Raw genomic sequence first — 25,048 nt, 5'->3', positions numbered from 1 at the left:
CAATTTAACAATACCCAAGATTTTCCGATCTGAGCCTGCAATTCCTTAGACTGGATTTTGAACGATGACAATTTGAATTTCCCCATCAATAGATTTTATGTACGACATTTTGCAATTAAATGACATGTTATTGCCCGAGCTGCTCGATATAGCTGAGCAGTTAAAGATTACAGGAGCCAAAAAGCTGGATAAGCAGGGGCTTATTTACAAGATCCTTGATAACCAGGCTGTTCAGGCTAGTGAGTCGAAAGATGACCCCAAGAAAAAAACTGCCCGCGCCCGCAAGCCGGTAACAGTAAAAACGGCCAATGGTACCGAAGAAGCTGAAATAATGGAGGAGGCGCCCGAAAAAGCGGCACCTAAACGTGGTCCGGTTAAAAAAGCCAGAAACGAAAAACCCGAAGCTGCCCCCACAGAAGAAGCCCAATCAGCAACACCTGAAAACGGTAATACCGAAACGGCACAGGCGCCAGAAAACGGAATGCAACAGGAAACTCCTGCCCAGCAGCCCCAGCGTCAGCACAGAAAAGAACCCAATTTTAATATTGAATTTGAAGGTGTAATCCTTGGCGAAGGCGTATTGGAAATGATGCCCGACGGGTATGGTTTTCTCCGCTCTTCCGACTATAATTATTTATCCTCTCCCGATGATGTATATGTATCTCCTTCCCAGATCAAATTATTTGGTCTGAAAACAGGCGATACGGTTAAGGGGGCTGTTCGTCCGCCCAAAGAAGGTGAAAAATATTTCGCCTTACTGAAAGTGGATCATATCAATGGTAAGCGTCCGGATGAAGTACGTGACCGTGTTCCTTTTGATTACCTGACGCCTTTGTTCCCTTATGAGAAACTGAATTTATTTACCACTTCCAATAATTACAGCACCCGTATCATGGATCTGTTCACGCCTATTGGTAAAGGACAGCGTGGATTGATTGTGGCGCAACCCAAAGTGGGTAAAACCATGTTGCTGAAAGAAGTGGCCAATGCCATTGCCGCCAATCACCCGGAGTGTTACCTGATGGTGGTATTAATTGATGAACGTCCGGAAGAGGTTACCGATATGGAGCGCAGCGTAAAGGCAGAAGTAATTGCTTCTACTTTCGATGAGCCCGCAGAGAAACACGTGAAAGTATCTACCATTGCTTTACAAAAAGCAAAAAGACTGGTAGAGTGCGGTCATGATGTGGTGATCCTGCTCGATTCAATCACCCGTTTGGCACGCGCACACAATACTGTTGCTCCAGCCAGTGGTAAAGTACTGAGTGGTGGTGTGGAAGCCAATGCCATGCAGAAACCCAAACAGTTCTTTGGTGCCGCCCGTAAAATTGAACATGGTGGTTCACTCACCATTCTGGCTACTGCGCTGATTGAAACCGGCAGTAAAATGGATGAAGTGATCTTTGAAGAATTCAAGGGTACCGGTAATATGGAATTATTACTCGATCGTCGCCTGGCCAATAAACGTGTGTTCCCGGCCATTGACCTGGTTGGTTCTTCTACACGCCGCGATGATTTATTGTTAGACAAAGAAGTATTACAAAGAATGAATATTCTGCGTTTGTATATCAATGATATGAATACCGAAGAGTCGATGAACGAATTGCTGAAACGCATGAGAGGAACAAAAGATAATGAGGAGTTCCTTGCTTCGATGAACAGGTAAGAAAGTCAAAATTCAAAAATAAAAAGTTGAAAGCGGTGAGTAGTATGCTCGCCGCTTTTTTATTTTATTCTGTGTACCTCTGTGTCCTCAGTGGCAGTATAAATTGCCACTGAGGACACAGAAAAACACAGAAGCATTTCGCCTGTTCCTTCACTTTTCACCTTTCACTTTTCACATCTCGTGTACAACGCTCCCAAAATAGAAAAGCGGAATGCATATTTACATTCCGCTTTTTGTTTTTCGGATAGGATATATATTAGTGCCTGCTCAGACTAAACAAGGTTGATGGTTTCACTATACAGTTTTCCAAAACGGTCGGTTGCCTTCACGGTTATTTGTTTTGCATTGGCCGATGGTTTTGCAAAAAACAAATGATCCGCAAGTGTAGGTTCTACGAATTTGTGTTTTACCGGTAACTCAGGACCAGCATATAATTCAATGGCCCAGGGATCTCTGGCTATTCTTTGCTCCATGGCGCCTTTGGCGGCTCCGTCTTCCCACCATTCTACTTTCCATTTGCTGTCCCAGTTCCATACATTGGCTACAATTTCAGCAGGCGCTTCTTTCAGTCTTCCCTTTTCATAAATACGCAACTGATGATCTTTGTCTTTCCCTGTCGATTTATAATACCACTGTACTTCACTTCCATTTACTTCATACACGCCATAACCCATCGGTGTGCCATCGCCACATACGGGACCCGTCCACCAGGCACCACAAACCGTACCATGGTTATGCTCCATGATATTGTCTTCTTCCCATGCTTCATTAAAATGGGTATGGCCCGACATAATATGCACTTTATACGGTGCCAGTATTTTATACAACTGTTTTCTATTGGTTACCACTCCGCCCATTTCTTCTTCTTTCTTCGCTCTTCTTGCAGCACCTGTATTTGTGGGAATATGTACACTTAATACAACGGTTGTTCCGGGTTTTACCAGTTTAAGATCGTTCTCTAACCACTGCAACTGACTTTCAGTAATATAGCCAATGTACTTTTTTGCCGTACCTACAAAGAATACATCATCCAGTACCACATAATGCACTTGTCCGCGGTTATACGAATAGTAGGTTGGACCAAACTGCTGTTTAAATGTTTTGGCTGAATAATCATCGGTACGTGCATCCAAATCCATATCGTGGTTACCGATTACATTAAAAAAGGTAACGCCTGTTGCTGCAATGGCTTCTTTATAATCTTTGAAGAACTGGAATTTATCCCAAACCAGGTCACCACAGCCAATGCCGTGAAAAAGACTGTCTTTGGGGTACGAGGCTACGAGCGCTTTTAAATCGGGTACTGCTGTAGCTTTTAACTGGTCGCAGTCGGCCTGTGAAATCATTTGCGTATCGGCCCAAACTACGAACTGGTGTTTATTATCATCCACAGTAAGTTTCTCCAGTGAAAAATCGGCTTTGGCATTTAACTGGTCTGCAGACAATGACTGATAAAACCAGGCAATATGATTTTGCTGGTTAAATGCATAGCCGGCGGGTGTGCTGATATAAACAAACGCTGCATTGCTATGCACATCAAAACTATAATTACCCTGTGTATCTGTTGATACAACAGAATAACCATCGGTTACAGACACATTGGCAATGCCTTTTCCATTACTATGCACTTTACCCGATACCGTTCGCTGTTTTGTATTTCCAGCAGCAGCATTACTGATTACTGGTGCACCTAAAACAATGGTGGCCAGACTGAAATTTCTTAGGAATGATCGTCTTTGCATAAAAATATTTTTCTTGTGTTTCTGTGTTCTCTGTGGCAAATCTCTCTGTTATAAATAATTATTCAAATTATTGAATCGTTATGTATTGCCACAGAGAACACAGTCCAAAGGACTCCTTCGGAGAATAACACAGAAGTTAGGTTTATTTTTCCCACCAGCCTTTTACGTTGAAATTATCGCCACCCATGGCCTGTACAGCTTTGTTGTAATTGTCTGTATTGGTTGAACGTACATTGATCGGATACATATAACGTACCGGTACTTTTTTATTGTTAACCATTCCGTCTGCTGTTGGTAATACCGGGAAACCTGTTCTCCTGTATTCAAACCACTGCTGGTGATCAACAAAAAACAGTGCTACATACTTCTGTAACATAATACGTTCGAGTGTTCCATTAAATGCAGCATCAGGTGTATTGAAATAAGTTGCCGGCATTACGGCTCCCCATTGTTCTACTGAAGCTTTCACGCCCTTTTCATACGCAGTTCTTGATGCAGTTGTATTATTAAAGAAGAGTTCTACTTCCGATTTAATAAATTCTACTTCTGCATAAGGCATCAGCACGCAAGTCATCGGTGCTGTTACGAGTGCAATATTGAGGTTTGATGGAATGTATTTGAACTGCGATTCTCCTCCCGAATAACCACTGGGTATGCCCATATAACCCAGGTTACCCGTACCGGTGGATGGTCTGGCTGTGGTAGCAAATTTTTCACGACGAGGATCGTTCAATGTATTCAGCTGGTCGAGGAAAAATTTACCCATGGCACGGAAAGTGGTGAAGTCAATAGCCCTGCCCCATGGAGATACATTGGGAACTAATCCGGTTACTTTCAATACTGCTGCATTATCGTTGCTGGTAAATACCGGATACTTTGTTGGGTTATCAATCATGGCACGGAGCTTTGTCATAGCATTCATCTCCGTTCTTTTCGATACACGCAGCAGTAAACGCATCTGTAAAGAATTACAAAAGCGTTTCCAGTTGGTTACATTATTGGCATACAAAATTTCCGTACCAAAACTCATGGCCCTGGATGTTACAAACAGGTTATTTGCTGAGTCGAGATCGGCAATGATTTTTGTATAAATATCTTTCTGGTCATCGAACACCGGGCGCAGAATTCCCTCATCGCCTTTCGCTGCTTCTGTCATGGGTACATTACCAAAACAATCGGTAAGGTTTGAATAGATCCATGCATTCAATGTTAAAGCAATGGCTTTATAATTGGGGTCGTTCAACTCCACTGCCGCGTTGTACATTTCTTTTACATTGGTGAGCCAGCGGTAATAAGTGGTCCAGGTAGAGCTTCCTGCATTTTCGGCAACATCATACCTGTGTACACCACCCGATGCACTGGGGAAAGGAAGTGATACCTGCATGAGGTTGAACGTAAAATCATCGGCCCTTCTTGTATTAAATGCAGTTACTTCATAAATAATCGGATTCAAGAGTGTACCCGGACTTATTTTATCGATACGATTGGGATCTGTGTTTACTTCTGCAAAATCTTTATCACAGGCACTGAACAACAATGTTGAAGCGAGAAGTAAAAATGTATATAGTTTATGCTGTTTCATTTTATAATGGTGTTACTGAATTAAAACTTGATGGTAATATTTGCTCCAAATGTTCTGCTCGATGGTAACTGACCCATTTCAACACCCGGTAAAATGGCTGAACCATTCAATGCCGCAGTTTCCGGATCGAAAATGGGGAAGCTGGTAATCAGCAGCAGATCGCGTCCATACAAGGCTACAGTTACCTGTTTGAATAATGTTTTACCCAGTAAACGTTTGGGTAAACTATATTCAAGTCTGGCTTCTCTCAGTTTAATAAATGACGCGTCAAATGAATTTGATTCCACATTCGCTCTGCGGTAATATTCCACATAGTAATCTACCGGTAATACTTTTCTGGTATTGGGTGAATAAGATTTATCGGGATTTTCAATTACTCCATCACCGATGATAAAGTTTTCTTCACGTCCACGCAGTGTATGTTTCAGCTTACCCTGCTCACTCATTTTATGATGGGTTTGTGAATAGATGGTTCCTCCCAACTGACCATCGAACAGGAAGCTAAAGCGGAAGGCTTTATAAGTAAACTCATTACGGATACCGCCTTTCCAGTCTGCATAAGCAGTTCCGATATATTGAATTTCAGCCGGACGAACAGGTAAGCCACTACTGTTATAAATAACCTGGCCTTGTGGTGAGCGTGCAAAACCAAAACCATAAATATCTCCTGTTGTACCACCCACTCTTGCCTGTATGGTGGCATTACCGCCATAACCAATATCCTGTTTACCATCCATGCCTTCTGCCAGTTCCATTACACGGTTCTGATTTTTCGACCAGGTTAAAATGGTGTTCCAGCTAAAGTTTTTCGTCTTTATCGGGTTAGCATTCAATACCACTTCTATACCCTGGTTACGAACAGAGCCTGCATTCAGTACAGCTCTTGAATAACCTGTTGTTGGGTCAAGGGGCACATCAAGAATCTGGTTCTTCGTGAGGTTGCTGTAAACGGTAAGATCAAGGTTCAGCCTGTTTTTAAACAAACGGATATCCAGACCGGCTTCGTAGTTGGTAGAAATTTCAGGCTTAAAATTTACGTTGTGCAAAATGGTAGGAACAGAAGCAGAGCTGGGGAAATCGCTCATTCCATAATACTTGCTTGTTTTATACGGATCGGTATCGTTACCCACCTGTGCCACAGAGAAACGCAGTTTGGCAAATGAAATCTTTTTGGGTAACTCAAACAGTTCGCTCAAAATAACACTGGTGTTCACAGATGGATAGAAGAATGAATTGTTTTGAACAGGTAATGTACTCGACCAGTCATTTCTTCCTGTTACATCAACAAACAACCTGTTTTTATATGAGAAAGATGCGGTACCGTAAATACTGTTTACTTTTTTGTTGCTGTTTATATTGGTCATGAGTGGGTTGCTGATACCATTACTCAATTTATAAACCGCAGGTGTAACCAGGCCGTCTATGGTTCCATCCACGCGTTTATAAGAACGGCTCATGGCATTGGCTCCGGCAGATGCTGTTACATTTATATTTGACCCGATTTTATTTTTATACGACAGCAATACATCGGTATTGATCTCATAATCTAAAATGGTTTGCTGCTTATAATAACCACGCTGGAAATTCGCTGTACTGTATGGGCGCTTTTGTTCTCTCTCTTCATTAGTCATGCTAACACCTGAGCGAACCATAAAGTCGAGTTTTTTAGAGAACTCATAAGTAGCGGCAATATTTCCTACCATCATATTACTTTTCACCGCATTGGTCATTTCATAAGCAATCAGGTAGGGGTTGTCGATAAATGAACTGAAAGGATGCACCTGATCAACCTGTGCCAGTCCTTTTTTCCAGATGGGTCTGTACCAGGCCAGATCAACATTCGGGTTCTGGAAGATCATGAAATAGGAGATCGACTGATTGTTGTATCCCGTAGCCGGCAGGTTATCGCTTTGTTTGTTGGTATAATTAACTTTTGATGCAATACGCAGCCTGTCTGATATTTTCTGGTTCACGCTCAGTGCTGCAGTTATTCTTTTATAACCGGTGTTCGGCATGATCCAGTCGTTTTTTGAATGGGTGAGCGATGCGCGAACAGAACCATTTTCTCCACCACCTTCCAGCGCAATATTATTGGTGATAGTAGAACCTGTTCTCCAGAATCCTTTGATATTATCTGTATAGGGTCTCCATGGTAACCGGGTTGGCGACTGCCCCTCTACTGCAGGATCGTACTGAAAATAGTTTTGTCCGTTAAAACGAGGACCAAAAGCACTACTGGTACCACCCGTGCTGGCTCCGTCGGCAGAAGCGCCATAAGAGTAATACTTTTCACCGGCTGTATTCAGGGCCTTTCCCGTACCCTGTCCGTATTCATATTGATAATCGGGCCAGCGTAAAACAGTATTGAAACTGATATTGCTGTTGAGTGTTACACCGATACCTTTTTCTTTTCTTGCTCCCGATTTGGTGGTAATCAGTAATGCACCATTGGCCGCCCGACTTCCATAAAGGGCCGTAGCACCGGGTCCTTTTAATACTGTAATACTTTCAATATCATCGGGGTTAATGTCTGAAATGCCGTTACCAAAATCAATCGGCACATCATTACCAGATCCTGCACCATATGCATTGTTAACACCAGATGAGGTGAGGCCACTGTTCATGGGTACACCATCCAGTACAATCAATGCATTGTTTCCTTCCGGATTCATAGACGCATCGCCACGAAGCGATACCCGTACAGAGTTTAGCGGACCAGAGCCGGGAGAAATAAGGTTGAGTCCTGCCACTTTTCCTGATAAAGAACCCACCCAGTTATTAGAGCGGGCATCGTTAACATCATTCTCTTTCATGGTTTGCGCAGCATAACCCAGGGCTTTTTCCTGACGCTTAATACCCAATGCTGTCACCACAACTTCATCAAGACGTGAGTTTTTTTCTCTGAGGCGGATAAGAATAGAGTTTGTTTGTCCCTGTTGCTTTACTACAAAACCATTCTGGTTCTCGTCTTCATATCCAACATAAGAAAAGCTGAAATTGTAACGGCTACCCACCTGCAGTTGCCGGAAAACAAAAACACCTTTTTCATTCGTAGTAGCAGACAGCGATTCGTTACCGGTTGCAGTCTGCTTACGCGCAATAATGGTTACACCTTGTAACACTTCTCCTTTTTCGGTTAATACAGAGCCGGTAACATCGGCTACTGATGACTGTGCGCTCAGTTGTGTAATGGAAAGAACCATTAACAACAAAACAAAGAGCGGGCTTTTTGTCTGGATCAGTTTTTTCATAAATTTTTGTTTCGGTTGCGGCAAAACTTGTCCTTCACATGGCTTAACCATATGTGTACCTTTTGCTGATATGTTGCTTATTGATTTTTTACCAAGAGAAAACGGTTGCTTCCTTCTTTCTTTATAGTTAATCCGTTCATATTACCAATTACATTCAGCAGGAGTTCTGCTGAGTCGGTTGGTAATACTTTTCCGGTGAAAAAATGTTTGTTTATTACCGATTGCTCGTATTCAATTTTTATGGCATAGCGTTCTTCAATTTGCAACAGCACTTCCTGTAAAGGCGCATTATCGAAATTGAGTTCTGTACCCGTTACCTGTTTTTTATTTCCTGAACTTATAATAGCCGTTATACTGTTTTTTATTTTTGCTTCTGGTACAAATACGGCTACCGTTGTTCTTGTTTGTTTGATAGAGTATGTCATGGCTGTTCCCGGCAACAGGTAAACGGGACCACTCCAGTGTTTGGCCGATCCTGATTTGTTTACTATCACTTTCCCCGTATACAATTTCACCGTTACACTTTCTTCATTTTCAACCACACGAAAAGAAGTGCCCAGCGCTGTAGTAGTAATTTCTCCTGCCACCACTATAAATGGTCGGGTTATATCTTTCTCTACTTCAAAAAAACCATTTCCGGTGAGTATTATTTTTCTTTCCCTGCCACTAAATCCCTTTGCATATTTTATGGTTGAACCCGGCTCCAGTGTTACTGCAGACCCGTCTGGTAATTGGATGCTAATAGGCGCTATTGTTGTGTTTCCGCGCAGTTCCATTTCTATGGGCTTATCTGATGCGAGTTGTGGTTGATGAACGGCAACACTATATTCGCGGGTAAAAAACCAGTAGCTACATAGCAGCAGCAATATAATGGCAGCAGCAGATAGGTATATATTTCTTTTGTAAATCCGTGGCGGTTCTGTAAGGTTGATCTCGTTACGTACATTTCGCCACATCTCTTTTCTGTACGATGCAGGAACCGGAATTTCTTTTCCAGCCTGTTGCCAGTCGGGCCCCAGCCATCTTTCTGTTTCTTCTGGATGATTATACAGGTATGATGCAACAGTGTCTGCCTCTTCAGCAGAACACTGTTGATCAAAAAAACGCTGTAATAGGTTTTCTGTTACCTGCATAAAAAATAAACGCTGCTATTAACTAATACGTAAAACAATACTGTTTACCCCTGCTGGTAATAATTTGGTAACAATTACCCGTTGATGAAAAGAAAAAATTGCGAAACAGTAGCAATTGACCGGAGTTGCCTGATGGCTTTTGAATAGTGGTCTTCCACTGTTTTTACTGAAATGAAAAGGCTTTCTGCTACTTCTTTGTTTGAATAGCCGTGAACCACTTTGAGGAGAAAAATATTTTTTCGAACGGGAGGGAGATGGCTGGTAGCCACTTCTATATAATTACTGGTTTCAAAACTACCATCCGCATGAACCATTGCCGTACCAGCCGTTTCGAGTTCTTCTGTACGGCCCGAACGTTTATCTGCCATACACATCCTGATATGATCTATGAGTACGGAAGAGGCAATGGTAAAGCACTGAATGTCCATACCGTGATCGGTTGATAATGTATGACGGCTTTGCCAGATCTTGATAAAAGTAAGTTGTGTTAACTCTCCTGCTACATAGTGTTCGCCCACTCTTTTTTGAAAAAATCGAAACAGCTTGGAGTGAAACTCATTGAATAAAGCTGTAAAAGCCATTTCTGTACCCTCTTTCACAGAAGCCACACTAACCAATAAAGATGATGTATTACGGTACCCTGACATGACTCGTTTTGAGACCGTAAATTTGAGACAGAAAAAGGATGGTGGAGATTATCTGATTGTTAAGAAAGATGAGAAAAATAGTTATTCTTTTAATACATGAAAACTATGTTGTTCTGATCCCGGCATCATTAATCTCATCCGGTTGTCTTGTTTTCACTTCCTCAAAACGCGTATCATAATCTTCGCGGATGGTGCCGAGTATGCGGTCCCAGAAAAGAAAATACAGTCCGTAGTTTCCTTTAAAGTATTGATGGTGCTGGTTATGGTTAATAGATGTGTTGATCCATTTACCAAACCAGTTTTTATTAAATCCTTTGGGGTAGAGCTCATAACCCAGATGTCCATATACATTGTACACAATCATGAACAGAAAGAAAATCAGTAAATGTGTTTTATGCATCGGTATGGTAAATACAAAAACAAACAGGATACCAATTTCAATAAAAGCTTCCACCGGGTGAAAGGAATAAGCGGCCCAGGGAGATGGGTTTGTTGACTGGTGATGTACCAGATGAACAAAGTTGAAAATCTTTTTATGGTGCATCAGCCGGTGCATAAAGTAGAAGTATGTGTCGTGCATAAACAGCATGATCGGGAAAGCGGCGAAATAATACAACCAACCATATTCTCCGATCTCTTTATAAATTGTTGTATGCGGTCTGATGGATGAATGTGTGAAAACAACGGAAGAAACAAGACTAAAAACAAGCATTGTTAAGATGGAGTAAAGAATCTCTCTTTTATAATCTTTGTTTCGGGGAAAGCGTTGCTGAATTTTTTTGTACAGCCATTTATTCCTGAACAACACATAGAATAAAAGAAAGCCTATGAGTGCCAGTAAAAAATACCTGCTGCCGATAAGCTCTGCGTTTTGAAAGAATGCATTCCAGTTCATAGCCTGTCGACTTTATGGTGCTGTATAAAGATAAAGAGCAATGAATAATTATCAGCCGTCAACGATGGGTAATATTCTGTGGACTTCCGGACTTTCCGACTTTCGGTCTCCCACCTACTGCTCCATAAACCGCGTTAACCCGATTTTGGCTTTTAGTTGCAGTTTTTTATGAAAATACCCAGACCAGCCAAGTAGCCAACCGGTTAGTCCGAAAGCCTGTTTGCTCCAGCGGTAAATGGAGAAGGCATCGGAATGTTCAATAATCAGTCCGTCTTTAAAACGCATATGTGCTTTGATCTGGTTCTCTACTTTTCGGCCCGTCTGCGAAAAAATATAATTCGCTTTCCAGTCTGTTGTGGCATATTCATCATCGAGCAACTGAATATTATCATAGGTAAGTGAAAAATCCTTAGCCCTTTTGCAAAGCATTTCCCACATGGCTTTTACTTCATGCACATCCAGCAAGCCGAAAACAGGATCACTGAATACCGCTTCGGGATGATAGCAGGATTGCATGGCTGCATAATCAAGCTTTTGAAAAGCGGTGTAAAATTTGTGTATGGTTGCTTCGTTAGGATTCATGGTAGGGGGTTAAATATTGAATGATGAATAATGAATATCGAATGTAGAAATCGATACTTCTATATTCGATATTCATTATTCGTTATTTCCCTGTTCTCAATGCGCTTCGAGCCAATTGCCTCCCATGCCCACTTCTGCTTCTACGGGTACTTCGTGGGGCAGTGGCATAGCGGTGGTCATACAGCGGATGATGAGCTCTTTCAGTTTGTCTACTTCACCAGGCACCGCATCAAAAACCAATTCATCGTGTACCTGTAAAATCATTTTCGATTGCCAGCTGGCGGTTTTCATTTCGTTGTGAATTTTTATCATCGCCAGTTTAATCATATCAGCCGCCGTTCCCTGAATGGGTGAGTTAATAGCATTTCGTTCTGCATAACCACGCACCGTGAAGTTGCTGCTGTTGATGTCTTTCAGCCAGCGTTTTCTTCCGGCAAGCGTTTGTACATAACCGTTTTCTTTGGCGAAATTCACCTGCTCATCCATGTATCGCTGAATATTGGGAAACTCTTTTTTATAATTATCTATAATTTCTTTCGCCTCTGTTCTGCTTATACCCAGGTTATCTGCCAAACCAAAAGCCCCCTGCCCGTAAATAATACCAAAGTTTACGCTCTTGGCTTTATAGCGCATTTCTTTGGTCACTTCATTCTCCGGAACGTTGTATACTTTAGAAGCAGTGGCGGTATGAATGTCTTTATGCTGTCTGAATGCTTCACACATATTCGGATCGCCGCTGATGGCTGCTACAATACGCAATTCAATTTGTGAATAGTCGGCACTTAACAATACGCGGCCTTCTTCTCTCGGTACAAAGGCTTTCCTGATCTCTCTTCCCCTCGCCGTTCTGATGGGAATATTCTGCAGGTTGGGGTTGTTGCTGCTCAATCTGCCCGTAACCGCCACAGCCTGTGCATAGCTGGTATGTACACGACCTGTTTTAGGGTTAATCATTTCTGGCAATGCATCAACATAGGTTGATTTGAGTTTGGTTAACTCGCGGAAACCCAATATATCGTCTACAATTTTATGTTGATTGGCCAGTTTTAGTAACACATCTTCACCGGTTGCATACTGACCCGTTTTTGTTTTTTTGGCTTTGGGATCGAGTTGTAATTTTTCAAACAATACTTCTCCCAATTGTTTGGGTGATGCCAGGTTAAAACGAACACCCGCCTGCGCATACACACTTTCTTCGCATCTTTTGGCTTCTGTTTCTAATTCTTTACTATACTGTTTTAAAAAGTCAACATCAATTTTTACGCCTTCAAATTCCATGTCGGTTAACACTCTTACCAGTGGGTTCTCAACATTGTCGAATACAGGCTGCACTTCTTTCTCTTTCAGCAGGGGTACAAAAACCTGTTTCAGCTGAAAAGTTATATCGGCATCTTCGGCTGCATATTCTTTTATCTTTTCCAGTTCCACATCGCGCATACTTCCCTGGTTCTTTCCTTTCTTACCAATCAGTTCTTCAATATGTACAGGCTCATAACCCAAAAATTGTGCACTCAGCAGGTCCATGCTTCTTCTGCCCTCGGGCTCAATGAGGTAATGCGCCAGCATGGTATCGAATAATTGACCCTTGATTTCAATACAGTACCATTTTAAAACCAGCAAATCATATTTTATGTTTTGTCCAATCCAGGTAACCGTTTCTTTTTCAAAAAGTGGTATGAACTGCCCAAGTATTTTTTTCACTTCATCCTGATCCTGCGGGCAGGGTACATAATAGCCTTCACCTGCTTTGTAAGAAAAGCTTAGGCCAACGAGTTCTACATTATTGGCATCGGTGCCGGTGGTTTCTGTATCAAAACAAATTTCGCTTTGCTGCATCAGTGTTGATACCAGCTGTTGAATGGCATCGACACCCTGAATTAATTCATATTTATGTACTGTATTGTTGATGTTTTTTTCTGCTATCAAACCAGCCTGTTCTGTTTCCGGACCACTCACAGGTGTTACCGGCTCTGCAGATTTTGTTGATTTGGATGATGCTTTTGGTGTTTCTACTGCATTACCAAACAAATCGGTCTGAACACCCTGAGGTGCTGCATGAAAAGCATTGAAGTCGTCGCCAAGTATGCGTTTACCAAGTGTTTTAAATTCGAGTTCGGTAAATACTTCTGTCAACGCTTCCCTGTTCCATTCTTTGAGACGATAATCTTCTTCATGAAACTCAACAGGCACATCGGTAATAATAGTAGCCAGTTTTTTACTCATGATGGCGAGGTCAACCGCATTCCTTACTTTCTCGCCTAATGCGCCTTTTATTTTATCGGCATTGGCCAGTACGTTTTCGAGTGTATCATATTCTTTCAGCAATTTGGCCGCTGTTTTCTCACCCACACCCGGTATGCCGGGAATATTATCTACAGCGTCGCCCATCAAACCAAGCATATCTACCACCTGTTGTACCCGCTGTATGTCCCAACGCTCACAGATCCTGGCGGCATCCAATATTTCTGAGGGATTACCAAAAGAAGCAGGTTTATAAATATATACGCCGGGATGAATCAATAACTGACCATAATCTTTATCGGGTGTAACCATATACACTTCATAGCCCTTGTCTGCAGCCTGCCAGGCTACGGTACCAATTACATCATCGGCTTCATAACCATCCATCTCCACCACGGGAATATTAAAGGCGCGTATGATGCGCTGTATATCGGGTATAGAATCAATCAGGTCCTCAGGAGCTTCCTGTCTGTTGGCCTTGTATTCTGTAAAGTCGGTATGACGCTCAGTAGGGGCATGTGTATCAAAACAAACTGCCAGATGGGTTGGTTTTTCTTTGTTGATGAGATCAAACAAAGTATTGGTAAAACCAAACTGTGCATTGGTATTTCTTCCTTTTGAAGTAATACGCGGGTTCCGGATCAGCGCATAATAAGCACGATAAATAAGGGCAAGCGCATCCAGCAGAAATAGTTTCTTAGCCATAGAGCTAAGGTAGGGAAATAGTGAGTAGTGAGTAGTCGGTAGTGAGTAAAGAAAATAAACCAATACCTCTCACTACCGACTACTCGCTGCTCACCACTCAGCTTTTCTTCTTCAGGTTCAGGTAATCAAGGAAATAAATAATCCTGATGGAAATACTGTTTTGCTGATCGGAACTGAGGGTATTGCCAAAATTTTTGAAGTAAGTGGTACGGGTGTCCTGGTTAAAAGTGCTGATGGCGTCTTTCCATACCACATTGATGAAACTACCCAGTGCAAACTGCCAGGTGTATACCATGTCGATATTGAAATAGTTCACATTGAAATCTACATTTCTATTGATTCCACCTGCTATATGATTCAGGTAACCATCATCACGCAGTTTATAAAATTCCTTATTGGCTACTTTACTCCAGTAATGTCTGGCACGGAAAGTAAGTCCCATTTTATTGGTGAAATTGTATTTTACATTAAATACATTCTCCACTGTATTTCTTTTGCGTAAGGCAAAAATAATACTGTCGGGACTGTACATCGTGGCATACCCAAGATTGTTGTGGAAGAACTGTAAAAAGCTATTTACAGAAAGTGTAAGTTTTTTATTGAAACGGTAATTGTGCCTGATAAAGATATCCTGTCCGTTGCTGCCATACTGATTGAATGTGCGGTTAAACAATTCAAACACTGCAGAATATTTTTTTGCATTATTGGTTTCAAACCAAACGCCCGTGGCCCAGCTACCGGGACGTTTAAATACTTTGCCGTTTACCCTGGGCTCAAAGAAATCGTTCTGCTCCGGATTGATATTTACATTGAACCCGGCCCACCAAAGATTTTTCAGTTGTGTATTGGCATTGATATTAAAATTGAATCGCTGGTAGTCCATTGGTTTGTAACGCATGGAATAACTGATATTCATATTTGCCTGAATACGGTTATACCATTTTTTTGGCTTTAGCCAACGATACGCCACCCAAAGTCCATTATTGAAATAGTTGTTATTGGTAAAATACCCCATATCGTTATGGTTGTATTTATTATCGGCCAGCTCCTGCCAGAGATTAAAATTGAAACGGCCGCTTGTTTTTCCAAAACCCAGGTTATGACTATACCCCATGAGCGTTTTTCCGGGTGCTTCATAACCAATTAACTGACTCACACCTACCTGACCATTTACGTTCCAGGTATTTTTCTTGTCATAAATGTCCCATAGTGCCGCTGTTACATTGGCATCATAATCTGTTCCGCTGCGGGTAACATTGGTATTGATCAACGATACGCTTGAGTTGTTTTTTAAGGACTGATCGAACACAAGAATATTGTAATTGGTAAGCGGATTGGTTTCAAACTTTCTGGTTTCTTCTCCACCCACTTCTATGCTGGCATGCTGCGCTTTGGTAACCGCATTAAAGAAACCAATACCCAAACCCTTACTTGTTCTTCCGCTTATTTTGCTTGCATTGAGCAACCTGGTTTCTACCGGATTTTGTCCAACGGTTTCACCGGGCTGTAATTGACCCTGCACTTTACCAAGATGTATGGGTGTGCCGCCGATACGTCTGCTGTAAAAGAGGTTTCCTTTTCCAAACAATTCTGTTCCTTCCGTAAAGAAGGTTCTGTTTTCGTTGAACTGTACTTCAAATGGCGTGAGGTTCAATACCTGATTATCGCTTTGTACCTGACCAAAATCGGGCACCAGTGTCATGTCTAATGTAAATGCCTGGTTGATGCCATATTTTACATCCATACCGCCGTTGATAGATGTGGTGGTATTTTTTACCCCCGCCTGGTTATAGGGAAAATGGTTGGCGTAAGTAGAAAGATATGGCGAGAAGGATAGACGAACCGGTGGTTTTATATCCTGCACACCGGTCCACAAACCAAACTGCGCCAAAAAATTACCGCCGATGGCCGGGTCTGTCGGACTCCACATCATTTGCTTACCACTTTTGCTTCTTCTCCTGGTAATATTAATACCCCAATCCTGTATTTTGGTATTACCGAAACGAATGGCACCATAAGGTATTTTCATTTCAAAGGTCCAGCCATCCGATTGTATTTGTGCATTGCTTTCAAAAACGCTGTTCCAGCTTCCGTCTTCACCATTGGAAGAATATTTTGCATCAAACTGTTCGCCTAATGCGGTTACATAATAACCAAAGCCATTTATTTTATCATGATAGGTATCAAAGATGACGCCCACAAAATCGTTCACACCCACTACATCGCGCCCTACCAGTTCTTTGGTAATACTGTCCGGACTCGCTTCGTGTGCATAGCCGGCTATATAGATGGCATTGTTATCGTACAGAATACGGATTTCGGTTCTGTTCTTATCATCCTCCTTATTGCCGAATGTGGGTCTCCATTCTATGAAATCGGTAGCTACGGGTGCTTGTAACCAGGCAGAATCTTTCAGGTTACCATCAATAACAATCTTCTGCGTAGTTCTTACAGCAGGAATTTTCTTCACCACTTTCTCCGCTTGCTGGGCAAGCAGTGTGGTTGTATATATTAACAGGCTCAGAATTGTTAATAAGGTTCTCATACAGTCAGTTTATAGTATATCTGTTTGGCTTGAAAGGGGCCATGCACGGCCCCGGATCATTGTTTATACGAAACTAAACGTAGTAAAAGTAGAAACGTTACAGACTGACGGCTGTTAAGGACCCCATAAGAACGATGAGCGGTAATTGTATGAGAAGGGTGGTGATTAGTAAGGATGTTACTGTAAATCTTTTGTTAAGCCGACCCTGAATTTTATATCCAGATAAGGAAAGGGCACAAAACAAAAACCCCGACGATATCGTCGGGGTTTAAACATTAAAACAAGTGAGTCTGCTTATTTGATACCGTACTTGTGTTTATAGCGTTCAAACAACTGTGTGTGTTTGCTTTGTAAGCTAATGGAGCGTCCCTGAATAAAGGCATTGGTAACAATACTGCTCTTCATATCAAGAATATCACCTTCACTGATTACGATATTCGCATCTTTACCTACTTCGATTGTTCCTGTTCTGTCATCAATACCCAACACTTTGGCAGCATTGGATGTGATGGCTTTCAGGGCTTCTTCTTTTCCAAGTCCATATGCCGCTGCTGTACCTGCATTGAATACGAGGTTACGGCCACGGTTCTGCGGATCATCATCATTCAGACAATACAATACACCTGCTTTTTGCAAGAAAGTGGCTGATTTGTAGGGCTGATCCACATCATCATCATCCAGTGTTGGCAGGTTATGTTCCTGTGTAAGGATAACAGAGATATTGTTTTGCTTGAGGAGGTCGGCAATCTGCCAGCTTTCACCGGCACCTACTACCACAACATCAAACCCAAATTCTTTTACAAAATCTATTGCTATCAGCATTTGTTTTACCTGTGAGCAATGGATAAAGAATTTTTGTTTTTTCTCAAACAAAGCTTTGGTTGCTTCAAACTTGAGGTTGATTTCTTTGCCTGCATCTTTCTGGTGGTAAGCTTTTGCTTGTCTGAAAAATGCTTTTACTCCCTCAATTCTGTCGAGCGCTGCTTTAACAGGATCGGCCGATTGCTGTGGACCGAGTAGTGCAAGCAGTGCTGCAAAACGACCGCCGCCCGGACGGGCCAGCAGGCTGGGCATATAAAAATGCATGCCGTTGTCGGCTTTGTAAGCCGCATCTTCCCAGTTCCAGGCATCAAGCTGTACTACAGATGACTGACCGGCAATTAACTGACCGCCGGGAGCCACATGTGCAAACAAGATACCATTGGCACGAATGGTATTCGTAACAATCGACTCTGCTTTGTACGCTACGATAGAACGTACAGAGGGGTTGAGTTCGCCGATTTCATTTACATCGGTACTTCCCCGCACACCCGAAATTTCCTGTAAGCCCAGGTTCGATGCCGGAAGAATAATACCGGGGTATACATGTTTTCCTTTTGCGTCAATGGTTGTTTCGGCAGAAGGAGCGCCGGCAGCAGCACCGGCATAGGTGATCTTTCCATTGTCGAAAACAATGGTTCCGTTTTCAATGACATTACCATTACCCACATGCACCGTGGCATTGGTGATGGCTGTTTTTTTAGACTGCTTGGCTGCAGGATAAACATCATCCTGTGCAATGCTTGCTTTGGAAAGCAGGAGCGTCAGCACACTGATATATAAAAATGATTTTTTCATGTTGCAGTGGTTTATTGGTTATCGCCATGGGTTTCTTCTTCCGCCTCAATTTCCAGCATACCCAGTTTATGAGAATGGTCTAAACAAGTGTGTACATATTTGTAACTCGGTGTAGCCGGCATGGTTGGACGGCCTCCTCTTTTTTCTCCCACCATTTTACCGATGAGTCTTGTACGTTCTGCCAACACCTGTTTACGCATGGCTGCATCTTTTTCACGATCGAAATAAATGGTACCATCTACCATTGTCTTTTCTGCTTTCGCATAAATGCTCAGCGGATGATCGCTCCATAAAACGAGGTCTGCATCTTTCCCTGCTTTAATACTTCCCACTCTGTCGTCAACATGCAGCATTTTAGCCGGATTAATGGTTACCATTTTCAAGGCTTCTTCTTCACTCATACCGCCATATTTAACGCTCTTCGCTGCTTCCTGATTTAAACGGCGCGCCATTTCAGCATCATCTGAATTAATGGCTACAGTTAGTCCAACCTTATTCATGATATAGGCATTGTAAGGAATGGCATCGGTTACTTCTACTTTATATGCCCACCAGTCGGAGAAAGTAGATGCCGCTGCGCCATGGGCTTTCATCTTATCGGCTACTTTATACCCTTCGAGAATGTGAGTGAACGTGTTGATGCGGAATCCGAATTTCTCTGCTACTCGCATGGTGGCCGTGATTTCGCTTTGTACATAAGAGTGACAGGTAATAAAACGCTGTTTGTTCATGATTTCTACCAGCGCATCCAATTCAAGATCGCGACGTGTGCCTTTAGGATCGGCTTTCATCGCTTTCTCATAAGCTACTGCCCTGTTGAATGCATCGGTTAATACCTGCTCCACACCCATACGTGTATCGGGGAAGCGGTTATTGCTGGTTGATGATGTACGTTTTACGTTTTCACCCAAAGCAAACTTGATAAAGGGATCCCAGTTTTTAAATTTCAGTTCTTCATCATTCACACCCCAGCGCAACTTGATAAGCTGTGTCTGACCACCAATGGTATTAGCGGAGCCGTGCAGGATATGTGATGTTGTTACACCGCCACTTAACTGGCGATAGATATTGATATCATCCGGATCGAGGTTGTCCTGCATACGAACTTCAGAAGTAACACTCTGTGCGCCTTCGTTGGTAGATGCAGATGCAATATGTGAGTGTTCATCAATAATACCTGCGGTAAGGTGTTTACCCGTACCATCAATAACGGTTGCGGATGCGTCGCTCAGGTTTTTACCAATGCGAGCAATCTTTCCTCCTTTTACCAATACATCCGTTCCTTCCAGTTTACCTTCTTTTTCGCTGGTCCATACCGTAGCATTTTTAACCAGGTATGTTCCCGGTGCGGGTAAGGTAGAATCGGTACCATATGCCGTAAACGGATACATGGTTTTGCCAATTCTGTTTGGAGGTGTTGGTCTGGTGCGGGCAGTGGCCGTATCTGGTTTGATTGAATTGAGTTTAGCGGTCCAGGTCATTCTGTTACCTTCTGCATCTTCTGCCATACCATTCCAGTCGCCACCATTATTAAATCCGCTGAAGCGGATAATATTACGTGAACGTCTTTCAGGAGCAAAGCTGAACTTAACCGCTTTACCATCGTAGCTAAATGTAGCTGTTACCGTGTCTTTTGCAATAACAGTTGCTGAAGAACTGCTTTTTACATCTACACTATAGGTATTGGTTCCTTTGGCACCGTTGGTGGTTAGTGTGTACAAACCTGTTACGCTGGTCCAGGCACTTTCATTAACTGCATATTTTTTTCCCTGTACCCAGTTTTGGAGCAGGGTTGTTCTTTCTGCAAATACAGGACCCGTAGTAATAACGAAATTGGCGAGTTTGCCATTATCAATACTGCCTACTTTATCATATACACCCAACCAGGTAGCCGGTGTTTTGGTTAACGCTTCCATGGCCGCTTTTTCTGATAATCCATTTTCCATGGCTTTTCTCAGGTTGGTCATAAATGTGCGTGCGTCGCGGAGATCGGCTGATGTTAATACAAAAGATATACCCGCTTTTTCGATAGCGGCAGGATTGGTAGGAGCCAGTTCCCAGTTTTTCATATCGGCCAGTGATACCAGACGTGCATCATTGGGGTCTTCAACATCCATCGCTGCTGGAAAATTCAAGCCTACAATTAAGGGCGCTTTGGTAGCAGCCACTTCTTTAATACGCTGGTATTCTTTACCTGTTGCTTTCAAGATATACTGAACGCCAAACTCATCGCCCACACGATCGGCACGGATGATGTTCCAGAAATCGGTTCCTGCCCTGTCGGCCGGATCAAAAATCTGCGGAAGCGATTGCTGGTCGTTGAAATATTTCAGACTGATATTTACACCGTCTCCCTGTAAGCCAGCAGCTGCAGGATTGGTTTTATACCATTGTGCATCTAAATATGTCTGACGCAATAATGCAATGGTTCCCATCAAGGAGCCTGGATATGACTGACCCGATGTTCCTTTATTAAAAGAAAGATGTGTGGCTGCTTTTTCTTTTACCACAAGGAAATTATCTGCATCATTGGCCAGTGTAACCACAGAACCGGTACCACGTAGAATACCATCTTTCTGGTGTGTGAGTACGGTACCAAAACCCATATCGCGTAAGGGTTTTGCGCGGGCCTCATCGGCAGTGAAAATTTTATAGGCCTGTACATCAGACTTCAGTGCCTGGTTCCAGCCATAAGCACCTTTCTGGTTGGAGGTTAACTGTGCGGGTGCATTGAAGTTAAAACCGCCGCCGCCCTGCTGACGCTGAGCCTGTGGCATACCATAATCGCTGAAAATATCGATGAAGGAAGGATAGATATATTTATCCTTACAGTCAACTACTACTGCATCTTTTGGAATGGCAACGCCATTTCCTACCGATACAATTTTTCCATCACGGATGACGAGTGTGGCATTGGTGAGTGTGGTTTGTGCATCTTTTACAATGGTGGCATTGGTAAACGCATAACATCCGTCGCGTTTGTCGCCAACACCATTGACCTGAAATGTTTCCTGGGCCTGTAGCAGGGATGCAAACAGGAGCCCCGAAAACAGGAGCTTTAGTCTTCTCATGGTAGTTTTTAGATTGGTTTTAGGAAGACTTTAAAGCTACAGAAATATGCGGGGTGGCAAAAAGGTTTTAGTATTTTAAGGATGAATGGACAAATGAAATCGGTGGAAAGGTCTTTTACCCATCTTAGCTCCGGACTTAAGTCCGGAGCAGGGATAGGAAGATTTATTTTAATAGGTCTGTTTCTTTGATGAATTTGATTACGCCTTCCATAAATATTTTCTGATCATCCCACATAGACAGATGGCTTCCGTTCGGACAATAGAGGTATTTCCCGTTTTTTACCTGTTTGCTCATCCATTCCATATGGGCCGGGTCCATGGTATCGTATTTGGCGCCCACGGTAAGTGTTGGAACGGCGATTTTCGGAAGATCGGCTTTCCGGTCCCAGGTCAATAAGCGGCCGCCTACCTTAAACTCACTTGGACCCTGCATCATTACATAAATAGTTTCGTTGATGTGTTTGAAACAACGGTTTACCGGTTCGGGCCACTCCGGTAAACGGCAGAGGTGTTTGGTATAATATTCATTGAATATCAACTGTTGATAAACCGGATCTTTAAACAATCCCTTTGATTCATAAGATTGTAGCGTATCAACAAGTCCGGGACGCATTTGTGCACGCAGCACCCCATTGTATTTTTCATAATCCGGAATACTGGCCATCATATTACAGATGATCAATCCTTTCAGGTGTTGCTGGTATTTCAACGCATATTCCATGGCGAGTATGCCTCCCCAGGAATTGCCCAGCAGGTAAAAATTATCTTTTGTTAGACCAAGTGCCTGGCGTACCTGTTCTACTTCTTCTACAAACCTTTCTGTTGTCCATAAAGAACTGTCTGTAGGCTGGTCGCTATAGTAAGAGCCGAGCTGGTCATACTCAATCATTTCAAAACCTTCCTTAGGAAAGAAACTTTCAAATGCTTCCATGTATTCATGTGTCATGGCCGGACCACCATGTAATAACAATACTTTGATGCGTGGGTTATTGCCGATGGTTTTGGTCCACACTTTGAATGTACCAACAGGTGTTTTGATGGGAATCATTTTGATGCCGGCAACCTGTACGCCGGAATCTTTTTGTGCGAAATAATCGGTAACTGTAGTTTGCTTTTGCTGACAGGAGACAATTATGAGCAGGATAAAGAAAGAAAGGATATATCTCATGGCATTTAATTGTATGCTATTAAAGATACACCTTCTTTGATTTTTATTCTTTCAGACAGATGGAAGAAAAATTTTAGCCACAGATTTTAGTTTACCAATCTGTGAATCTGTGGCTTTTCTTCATGCTACTTTACGGGCGGGTTCTGTTTTAGTAAATACTCAAAATCAACTTTATCAAAGTTCATCTCAGGTGGTTTACTTGTTGGGCTATGATTTGAAATGACGGGAAATAAATGAGACGACTCTTTTCATCTTAGATATTTTTATCTGGCGCCGGTATTCTTCATTGACCAATACTTACAGAAATCTACCTCCCCATATACACCATCAAAATCTGTACATCACTCGGATTCACACCACTGATACGGCTTGCCTGCCCCAATGTTCTCGGACGGATGCGTTTGAATTTTTGCAAGGCCTCGTTTGAGATGGCCGCTACTTTATCATAATCAAAACTTTCGGGAATCTTTGTATTCTCCATCTGACTCATCCGCGTAGCAATATCCTGTTCTTTCTCAATATATCTTTCGTATTTAATCTGTATTTCAGATTGTTCCAGGCTGTCCTGATCAAAAGAACACAGCGCCTCTTTTAATGCAGGCATATACGCAGCAAGAGAAAGAAGGTCAACATTCGGACGAAGAATAATTTTAGCTGCTTTTTGTTTTTCTGTGATCAGCGCCGAACCAATTTTTTCAAAATATGGATTGATCTGATCCGGCTCCACATTCATCTCCTGTAATATTTTTTTAATGGCTGTTACATTGTTTCGCTTGCTGATCACTTTGTCCATTCTATCCTGCGAAGCCAAACCTAAACGGTAACTCAATTCTGTTAAACGCAGATCGGCATTATCCTGTCTCAACAATGTTCTGAATTCGGCGCGACTGGTAAACATCCGGTAAGGTTCATCCGTTCCTTTGCTGATGAGGTCATCGATCAATACACCAATATAGGCTTCACTTCTTTGCAGGATCACAGGATCTAATTCTCTGGCACGCTGGTGTGCATTGATACCTGCCATCAAACCCTGACAAGCCGCTTCTTCATAACCCGTGGTTCCGTTAATTTGTCCGGCGAAGAATAAATTAGCAACCAGTTTTGTCTCGAGCGAATATTGTAATTGTGTTGGTGGAAAATAATCGTACTCGATGGCATAACCAGGTCTGAAGATCCTGCAGTTCTCAAACCCCGGCACAGTACGAATTGCTTCGTATTGAACTTCTTCGGGCAATGAAGTTGAGAATCCGTTTACATAAATTTCAACCGTGTTCCATCCTTCCGGTTCTACAAATAACTGATGCCGTTCACGATCTGCAAAACGGTTGATCTTGTCTTCAATACTCGGACAGTACCTGGGACCCGTTCCTTCAATTCGTCCCTGAAACATCGGACTTCTATCGAAACCGGTTTTTAATATATCGTGTACTTTTTCGTTGGTATAAGTAATATAACAGCTTCGCTGATCTGCGGCTTTGATGCGGGGTGTATCGGTATAAGAGAAACCCACAATTTCATCATCGCCTTTCTGCTCTTCCATTTTACTGTAATCGAGGCTGCGGCCATCTACACGGGGAGGTGTTCCTGTTTTCAGACGATCGCTTTCAAAACCCAGTTCTACCAATTGCTCGGTAATACCTGTTGAGGCTTTCTCAGCCACCCTTCCTCCGCCAAATTGTTTTTCACCAATATGAATGATGCCATTTAAGAAAGTGCCACTGGTAACAACAACTGTTTTTGATTGTATTTCGTGACCAAGTCCTGTTACAACCCCGCAGGCCCTTCCGTCTTTGATGATGATGGAACGAACCATATCCTGGTAAAAATCTACATTGGGCGTATTCTCGAGCATTTCTCTCCATTTGGCAGCAAAGAGCATGCGGTCGTTCTGGGTACGTGGGCTCCACATGGCCGGGCCCTTGCTCCTGTTCAGCATACGAAACTGAATGGTGCTGATGTCTGACACAATACCACTGTACCCACCCATGGCATCTATTTCACGAACAATCTGTCCTTTGGCAATACCACCCATGGCCGGGTTACAACTCATCTGGGCGATGGTTTGCATATTCATGGTAACCAGTAATACTTTACTGCCCAGGTTAGCGGCAGAGGCGGCGGCTTCACAACCGGCATGACCGGCACCCACTACAATTACATCATATTGCGGAAACATAGTTTGCAAAGATAGTTCAGGCCTTAG

14 protein-coding genes are annotated in these 25,048 nt (G+C 42.6%); 1 reads left to right on the top strand and 13 read right to left on the bottom strand.

Going from position 1 to position 25,048, the window contains the following annotated elements; all coding sequences use genetic code 11:
- Window positions 1-97 precede the first annotated feature (97 nt).
- On the top strand, window positions 98-1,666 hold the full coding sequence (gene rho, locus KXJ59_RS02560) for a transcription termination factor Rho (RefSeq protein ID WP_295200805.1): 1,569 nt from the start codon (window positions 98-100) through the stop codon (window positions 1,664-1,666).
- Window positions 1,667-1,938: 272 nt separating this feature from the next.
- Here rho and KXJ59_RS02555 read toward each other — a convergent pair whose 3' ends face one another.
- The 13 genes from KXJ59_RS02555 to mnmG all read right to left on the bottom strand — a co-directional run bounded on the left by KXJ59_RS02555 (window position 1,939) and on the right by mnmG (window position 25,021).
- The gene (locus KXJ59_RS02555) at window positions 1,939-3,408 is read right to left on the bottom strand and encodes a calcineurin-like phosphoesterase family protein (protein WP_295200803.1); all 1,470 of its coding nucleotides are present in this window, start codon (window positions 3,406-3,408) and stop codon (window positions 1,939-1,941) included.
- A 142-nt stretch (window positions 3,409-3,550) separates the two neighbouring features.
- Window positions 3,551-4,990 carry a SusD/RagB family nutrient-binding outer membrane lipoprotein gene (locus KXJ59_RS02550; protein ID WP_295200800.1) on the bottom strand — a complete coding sequence of 480 codons (1,440 nt, stop codon included), beginning with the start codon at window positions 4,988-4,990 and terminating at the stop codon, window positions 3,551-3,553.
- Between the two features lie 20 nt (window positions 4,991-5,010).
- A complete protein-coding gene (locus KXJ59_RS02545) occupies window positions 5,011-8,241 on the bottom strand; it encodes a SusC/RagA family TonB-linked outer membrane protein (protein ID WP_295200798.1) in 3,231 nt (1,076 codons plus the stop codon).
- Window positions 8,242-8,318: 77 nt separating this feature from the next.
- Window positions 8,319-9,374 (bottom strand): FecR family protein, encoded by a 1,056-nt coding sequence (locus tag KXJ59_RS02540; protein ID WP_295200796.1) that lies wholly within the window; start codon window positions 9,372-9,374, stop codon window positions 8,319-8,321.
- Between the two features lie 74 nt (window positions 9,375-9,448).
- Window positions 9,449-10,021, bottom strand: a complete 573-nt coding sequence (locus KXJ59_RS02535; RefSeq protein WP_295200793.1) for a sigma-70 family RNA polymerase sigma factor — start codon at window positions 10,019-10,021, stop codon at window positions 9,449-9,451.
- 103 nt (window positions 10,022-10,124) lie between these two features.
- On the bottom strand, window positions 10,125-10,916 hold the full coding sequence (locus KXJ59_RS02530; RefSeq protein WP_295200791.1) for a sterol desaturase family protein: 792 nt from the start codon (window positions 10,914-10,916) through the stop codon (window positions 10,125-10,127).
- A gap of 114 nt (window positions 10,917-11,030) precedes the next feature.
- Window positions 11,031-11,498 carry a nuclear transport factor 2 family protein gene (locus KXJ59_RS02525; RefSeq protein WP_295200788.1) on the bottom strand — a complete coding sequence of 156 codons (468 nt, stop codon included), beginning with the start codon at window positions 11,496-11,498 and terminating at the stop codon, window positions 11,031-11,033.
- A gap of 96 nt (window positions 11,499-11,594) precedes the next feature.
- Entirely contained in the window at window positions 11,595-14,444 is a 2,850-nt protein-coding gene (polA, locus tag KXJ59_RS02520) for a DNA polymerase I (RefSeq protein ID WP_295200785.1), read from the bottom strand.
- A gap of 97 nt (window positions 14,445-14,541) precedes the next feature.
- Window positions 14,542-16,989, bottom strand: coding sequence for a DUF5916 domain-containing protein (locus KXJ59_RS02515; RefSeq protein WP_295200783.1), 2,448 nt, complete (start codon window positions 16,987-16,989; stop codon window positions 14,542-14,544).
- A 294-nt stretch (window positions 16,990-17,283) separates the two neighbouring features.
- Entirely contained in the window at window positions 17,284-18,606 is a 1,323-nt protein-coding gene (locus KXJ59_RS02510; RefSeq protein ID WP_295200781.1) for an amidohydrolase family protein, read from the bottom strand.
- 11 nt (window positions 18,607-18,617) lie between these two features.
- A complete protein-coding gene (locus tag KXJ59_RS02505) occupies window positions 18,618-21,677 on the bottom strand; it encodes an amidohydrolase family protein (RefSeq protein WP_295200778.1) in 3,060 nt (1,019 codons plus the stop codon).
- A 163-nt stretch (window positions 21,678-21,840) separates the two neighbouring features.
- A complete protein-coding gene (locus tag KXJ59_RS02500; protein WP_295200776.1) occupies window positions 21,841-22,845 on the bottom strand; it encodes a proline iminopeptidase-family hydrolase in 1,005 nt (334 codons plus the stop codon).
- A gap of 307 nt (window positions 22,846-23,152) precedes the next feature.
- Complete coding sequence (mnmG, locus tag KXJ59_RS02495; RefSeq protein WP_295200774.1) at window positions 23,153-25,021, bottom strand: tRNA uridine-5-carboxymethylaminomethyl(34) synthesis enzyme MnmG; 1,869 nt, start codon at window positions 25,019-25,021, stop codon at window positions 23,153-23,155.
- Window positions 25,022-25,048 lie beyond the last annotated feature (27 nt).

Origin of the sequence: Sediminibacterium sp. (assembly GCF_019264485.1) — a bacterium.
Taxonomy (GTDB): Bacteria; Bacteroidota; Bacteroidia; order Chitinophagales; family Chitinophagaceae; genus Sediminibacterium.
Note: the sequence above shows the minus strand (reverse complement) of the source record. Positions and strands in the feature narration are given on the sequence as shown.